This is a genomic window from uncultured Gemella sp., assembly GCF_963519265.1.
Lineage (GTDB): Bacteria > Bacillota > Bacilli > Staphylococcales > Gemellaceae > Gemella.
In genome coordinates this window covers 1-6,032 of record NZ_CAUQNQ010000071.1, presented here as the reverse complement: position 1 = coordinate 6,032, position 6,032 = coordinate 1, and the positions used below count along the sequence as shown (strand labels likewise).

The 6,032-nt window shown below is 28.4% G+C and carries 10 protein-coding genes; all 10 read right to left on the bottom strand.

Translation table 11 applies throughout. The features are described from left to right. Positions 1–318: 318 nt before the first annotated feature. On the bottom strand, positions 319–1,245 hold the full coding sequence (locus RWN11_RS06580; protein ID WP_314160962.1) for a manganese-dependent inorganic pyrophosphatase: 927 nt from the start codon (positions 1,243–1,245) through the stop codon (positions 319–321). 78 nt (positions 1,246–1,323) lie between these two features. Beyond that, a complete protein-coding gene (gene msrA / locus RWN11_RS06575; protein ID WP_314160961.1) occupies positions 1,324–1,812 on the bottom strand; it encodes a peptide-methionine (S)-S-oxide reductase MsrA in 489 nt (162 codons plus the stop codon). 229 nt (positions 1,813–2,041) lie between these two features. Continuing rightward, a complete protein-coding gene (locus tag RWN11_RS06570; RefSeq protein ID WP_314160960.1) occupies positions 2,042–2,944 on the bottom strand; it encodes a YihY/virulence factor BrkB family protein in 903 nt (300 codons plus the stop codon). A 2-nt stretch (positions 2,945–2,946) separates the two neighbouring features. Continuing rightward, a complete protein-coding gene (locus RWN11_RS06565; protein WP_314160959.1) occupies positions 2,947–3,195 on the bottom strand; it encodes a hypothetical protein in 249 nt (82 codons plus the stop codon). 414 nt (positions 3,196–3,609) lie between these two features. Beyond that, positions 3,610–3,801, bottom strand: coding sequence for a hypothetical protein (locus tag RWN11_RS06560; RefSeq protein ID WP_314160958.1), 192 nt, complete (start codon positions 3,799–3,801; stop codon positions 3,610–3,612). Positions 3,802–3,805: 4 nt separating this feature from the next. Then, positions 3,806–4,366, bottom strand: a complete 561-nt coding sequence (locus RWN11_RS06555; protein ID WP_314160957.1) for a prepilin-type N-terminal cleavage/methylation domain-containing protein — start codon at positions 4,364–4,366, stop codon at positions 3,806–3,808. After that, on the bottom strand, positions 4,344–4,628 hold the full coding sequence (locus RWN11_RS06550) for a prepilin-type N-terminal cleavage/methylation domain-containing protein (protein ID WP_314160956.1): 285 nt from the start codon (positions 4,626–4,628) through the stop codon (positions 4,344–4,346). The genes RWN11_RS06555 and RWN11_RS06550 overlap by 23 nt, the downstream gene beginning before the upstream one ends. Next, positions 4,615–5,058 (bottom strand): prepilin-type N-terminal cleavage/methylation domain-containing protein, encoded by a 444-nt coding sequence (locus tag RWN11_RS06545; protein ID WP_314160955.1) that lies wholly within the window; start codon positions 5,056–5,058, stop codon positions 4,615–4,617. Before RWN11_RS06545 ends, RWN11_RS06550 begins: the two co-directional genes overlap by 14 nt. Then, positions 5,033–5,365 carry a competence type IV pilus major pilin ComGC gene (comGC, locus tag RWN11_RS06540; RefSeq protein WP_314160954.1) on the bottom strand — a complete coding sequence of 111 codons (333 nt, stop codon included), beginning with the start codon at positions 5,363–5,365 and terminating at the stop codon, positions 5,033–5,035. The genes RWN11_RS06545 and comGC overlap by 26 nt, the downstream gene beginning before the upstream one ends. A 10-nt stretch (positions 5,366–5,375) precedes the next feature. After that, positions 5,376–6,032: type II secretion system F family protein (locus RWN11_RS06535; protein ID WP_314160953.1), on the bottom strand; the 657-nt coding region annotated here is incomplete at its 5' end.

The following is a 6,032-nucleotide window of genomic DNA, read 5'->3' as shown; positions in this document are numbered from 1 at the left end:
AACCTGCAAATGCTATTACAACTAATGTGTTTATAATAACCTTCTTCAAAAAGGGTAAATATATTGTTTTAAATGTATCCATATATTTCCTTTCCATTGCTATTTTATATAAAGTAGAAAGGGAGTGACTCAAAAATCGTGATTTCGGAGAAATCGATTTTGTCGAGTCACCCCCGCAAAGCTTATTAGATATCTACTAAGCTTTCATAAAGCGATTTTAGATATCAATAAACCACTACGACTATGCGTTCTCATATAAACTTTTAAAAATTTAGGACTTTAGGACAAGCCCCTTTCATAAAGCTTATTTTTTAATGATTATTTTGAAAACTCCTCTGTAATTTGAGGAACTACTTGTTTTTTACGAGACACAACACCTTCAAGTGTCATAAAGTCATTTTCTAAAGTTTTACCGAATGCTTGTGCAACTTTGTCTTGTTTTTCACCTAATACTAGCACTTCTGAATCTGAAGTTAAGATATTAGTGATTACAAATACATATGCTGATAATCCTTTTGATGATAATTCTGCATTGATTGCCGCTTCTAATTCTTCTTTTCTGTCAGCTACTTCGTTAGCATCAACTGTGTTAATTTGCGCAACTACAAGTTTATCTGCTCCTAAAACGAATTCTTTAGCATCTAAAGAAATTAAAGTTTCCGCTGTTTTATCAGTTGTTGATGCTCCAGCTTTTAACATAGCAAGACCATATTCTTCTGCATTAACTTCAGCAATTTTAGCTAATTCTTCAGCTGCTACTTTATCTTGTAAAGTACATGTTGGAGATTTAAATAATAATGAATCAGAAATAATTGCTGATAACATTAATCCTGCCATTTGCTTGTCGATATGAACACTTTGTTCTTCATAGATTTTTTTAAGGATTGTAGCTGTACATCCTAATGGCTCAGCACGGTAATATAATGGTGCTGCTGTTTCAAAGTTTGCGATACGGTGGTGATCGATTACTTCACGAACAACAGCTTTTTCGATTCCATTAGCTGATTGTTGAAATTCATTGTGGTCAACTAAGATAACGTGTTGTCCTTCTTCTACTTCCTCTACTAAACGTGGTAAACGTACGTTAAAGTATTCTAAAGCGTATTTAGTTTCATCGTTAATTTCACCAAGTCTTACAGCTTCTGTATCCATCCCTTGTAATCTTTTTAAGTTGTTATATACGATACTTGAACAAATTGTATCAGTATCTGGATTTTTGTGTCCGAAAATTAAAATGTTTGTCATTTTCTAACTCCTTGTTTTTATTTATACTTATTTATATTTTACCTTTTTTTAGTAATTATTTCAAACTTATTTTGAAAATTACAAGCTTTTTTTTGCTAAACTCAAATCTACATGACAATAGCCTGTAGGGTTCTTCTCAAGGTATTTTTGATGATATTCTTCTGCATCAATGTAGTTGTTTACCGCTTCTACTTCTACAGCAATTTTCTTAGTATAATTTTTTTGTAGTTCTTCGATAAATTTGACTACTTCTTCTTTCGTTTCTTCGTCTACATAGTAGATTCCTGTTCTATATTGACGACCTCTGTCTCCACCTTGTTTATTGATACTTACTGGATCAATAATTCTGAAATAGTGACGTAATACATCATTTAATGGTAGTACTGAATTATCATATTTTAAGTAAATAACCTCAGCATGGTCTGTTGTTTTAATCTGTTGATAAGTAGTTTCTGCTGTTTGTCCATTGCTGTAACCAACTTTTGTAGTAATTACTCCATCAAGTTGTGAGAAATAACCTTCTACACCCCAGAAACATCCCCCTGCTAGATAAATTTCTTTTTCCATAGCTTAATCCTCTCAATCTTTATAATTAAGTACCTACAATTATACTATAAAACACTTTCTTTTTATATAATTATGCCTGAATTTCAATTAGACTGTAATAATATCAAACTAGCTTAATATAAATTTCTACAGAAAAAAAACAAGTACATTTTTTTGTACTTGCTTTTAATTATATTCTACTTAATATTGTGAAGATCTTATAAGCTAAATTCAGCATCAATATTATCTTCTATTCTGTCGTATGAGTTTCTTCAAATACTCTATGTTCTACTTTATAATTATGGAAAATTGCATTAATTTCCGCTCCAATGATTAAAATATATCCTGTAATATATAACCAAAGTACGAACGCCATAAATGCTCCGATTGTTCCATACGTTTTAATATAACTTGAAAAATGATCAATATAGTATCCAAACAGTTTACTTACTATTATCCAAGAAATTGTTGCAAATACAGCTCCTGGTATGATGCTTATTGCTTTAAGTTTCAAATTTGGTCCCATAGTATACAAGAACACAAAAATTAAAAATATAAAGAGTACTGGTAGACTAGAATTTAATACCGACCATAAATTATAATATCCTTCATCAAGATTAAATTTATGGAAAAGTATATAGGTAAGCTGTTTTCCGAATACGATTAAAACTAATGCAACAAACATTCCAATTAAAAATAATGCTGTTAATATTACACTAATTAGTTTTGTAACTATCCATATTCTTCCATCACGAACTCTAAAGGCGTTGTTAAAAGCTATAATTATTCCATAGATACCACTAGAAGCTGACCAAAGTGTGAATACGATCCCCACTGTAATAATCGTGTTATTTTTATTATTTAATACTTCTGAAATCATATCAAAAAGATAATCTCCTAAGTCACCTGGCGCATAGCTTTGAATCTTCTCTAATAAAAATTGTTGATCAATTTTAAAATATGGAGTTAATGCCAATGCAACAATTAGCATAGGAAATAAAGATAAAATAAAATAATAACTTAAATTTGCTGAAAGTAATGATATTTCATCATACATAACTCGATAAAACATCTCTTTAGCAAATTTCTTAATAGTTAGCTTTCCTTTAGGATTATCATCATAAAATGAATAATTTTTTTCTGGTATAAACATAATTATAAAATAAATTTCGCTACTGTTTTAGCAGCTTTATAATACATCGGTAATGATGATACAGATAATAAATTTAAACTTCCGATAGGAAACTTATTTTTTTCCGATACAACATACCCTTTTTCTTCTAAATACTTTTTAGCTTCCTCTACTTTTGCACGTTCTTCTGAACTTAGATTTTCTTTTTTGTGAAGTACTGCAACTGCTAATGCCCCTGCACCCACAAGTCCTAATAATAATTTTTTACCCATTTATATCTCCTTTTAAATGTAATTTCAACTTTTGACAATATAGTAATATTTTAAACCATTTACTTAAACAAAGCAACAGTTAATATATTTTCAATTATTATAGTATATCTATAAATTTTTTATAATTGTAAAAACTTAATGATTATCCTAGCTCTCCCTTTAATATTCTCAAAATGATTCATTTTTCGGGAGTGACTCAAAAATCATCGGAGAAACAAGATCTTGTCGATTCCCCCCGCAAAGTTTATTAGGTATCTAAAAAGCTTTTATAAAGTGAATTTAGATATCAATAAACCACTGCATCTATGAGTTATCATATATACTTTGTTAAAATTTAGAACTTTTGGGGCAGCCCCAACAAAATAAAAACCCATCCTAATCATGTTATTTTAATTAGGATGAGCCTTCTTACTATTATTTAGACTTATTATTTTCTTTTAGCTGTTCTGTGATTTTCTTATCATAATAATCGTTCAAATTCTTCATCGTATACATTTTATTAATATAAATTCCCACTATACTAAATAGAACTGTAATTACCAGTAGGGTTACAAGTAAAGAAGCTATAATGGCATTTGCTCTTTTATGATTTTTTATTTTTATCATAATATTAACTTCCCTCCTCGCTGTGAGTAATCGGCTTAATTTTTTCTATTTCTACTTTATCTTTTCCTTGCTTTTCTTTCTCTTCTTGAGCTTTTTCTTTATCTGTTTTTTCATTTTTTACTCTCAAGTACATATCACGTTTATGACTGTTTTTATCAACAAGAGAAATATGTATTATATCATTTTCTTCAGATAAATTATATTCTTTTAAATTTTTTAACAAAAGAATAAATCCAGCAAAGTTATGTGAATTTTTATATTTATCAATGTAAATGCGGTTGTCTATGAAATTAATTCTTACATCTTCTGAATCATCTTTGCTTTCCATTAAAATATAATGTTTTTCCTGAGTGACTTTGGCACTATTATTATAAGTTTCTAATATTTTTCTATGAGCTAATGCATATTCATAATTTGAATAGTCTAGAAATCTTTTAGAAGTATTTATCGTAGTCTGAAGTATTAACATAAGTAGTAGAGTTAATATAACCAAAAGAAACAAAGATACTGTTAATTCTAATAATGTAAATCCTTGCTTATTTTTACCTATAATCGACTTTTTCACCTGTTTGTTCATCCTCAATTTTTGCTGAGCTTCCACTTACACTTATGTAATAATTATCTCTCCTTGTAGTAAAACTACTCTCTTTATAGTGACTACAAATTTCTTCATACAATATTTCTTTCATCTCTAGCTCTTTTTCAATTTTATACAAATTTGAATACTGCTTAACCATATTTGGAATTAAAAACACAAATAGCAACGAGCAAATAAATAGTGAACCTATTAATTCTATAAATGTAAAACCTTTCTTATTGTATTTCATCAAGTGTCACATATCCAGCATCAAGGTGAACAATTATCTTATATGCACTATTATCAAACTTCACATAAACTGTATTCGCCTTAGATGTTAGATATCCTCTCCAATATTCAAATTTTACAGATGCTGCTCCTAACTCCGCCTTACCATTTTTTCGTATTTTCTTCCACTGTTTCTGACCATCATACAAGACAGCATACTCATTATCATTCGTAAAAAAGCAGATATAAGATCTATCCTTACCTAAACTTTTGGTTTGAACATTATAAATTTCAGAAACTAATTCATTTACCGCTAATCTTTCTTGATATTTATCATAAGAATTTATAGAAATTCTCGATAAAATTATCACTATAATACTTACTATCATTAAAACAGCTATCATCTCTACCAAAGAGAAGGCATGCCTATTTTTGAAGAGTTGCTTTTCCATTTGCTATTACTATTTTTTTACCATTTGGTGCTGTACTAGCTTTGTCTGCAGGTCCATCTAAATAATGTTTTTCAACTAGTTTTTCAAATGTAACTTCTTTATCTTTTTCATTAATTTCATACGCTGTTACTTGAGCCTGAACTGTTTTTTCATAAGCTTCTGAACTTTTATCTTTTGCGGTGTCTATATTCTTAGTAATATTAGGCACTATAAGGATTAATAGTATTGCTATTATAAATAGCACGATAAGCATTTCAATTAACGTAAATGCTTTTTTACTTTTCAATTTTTTTATTATTTTTTTCATAAGTTCCTCCTTATCTTAGCGAGCTAGCCATATTAAAAATTGGAAGTAATATAACCATATATAATCCAACTATTACTACGGCTAAAATTCCGAATAAAATAGGCTGTAATTTTTTTAAGTTTCTATCTAATGATGTTAGAAAAGTATCTAGCATCAGTTCACTAAATAATTTTAATTCTTTGTCAATCAAACCATTATTTTTCCCGTGGCTTACAAATTTTTGAATTGAGTTATCAAAATATTTAATTTTTCCTATAGCTTCTTCGAAACTTATACCTTTATCTAATTCATGTAATACATCTTTAGAAAATTTCGTTAAGTAATAATCATAGTTTTCTTCAACCATAACTTCTAAAGCTGTTTTCAAAGAAAATCCGCTCATTAGAAACAAGCTCAACTCCATAGAAAATCTGTAAGAAAAATATAATTTAGAATAGTTCCTAACTTTAGGAATATATATAAGTGATTTTAAAAATAGATTTGGTTTATATTTAATTGTATAAAAAATGTAACTTATTCCTAAAAGAGTAAGTAAAAATATTATAGAAATGAATTTTGGAATATAGTATAGTGATTTGATTAATATAATAGTTTGGAGATCCATCTTAATATTAGATGAAGTATAGATGTTCTCAAATTGTGGAATTACTAGCGCATTAAACACCAT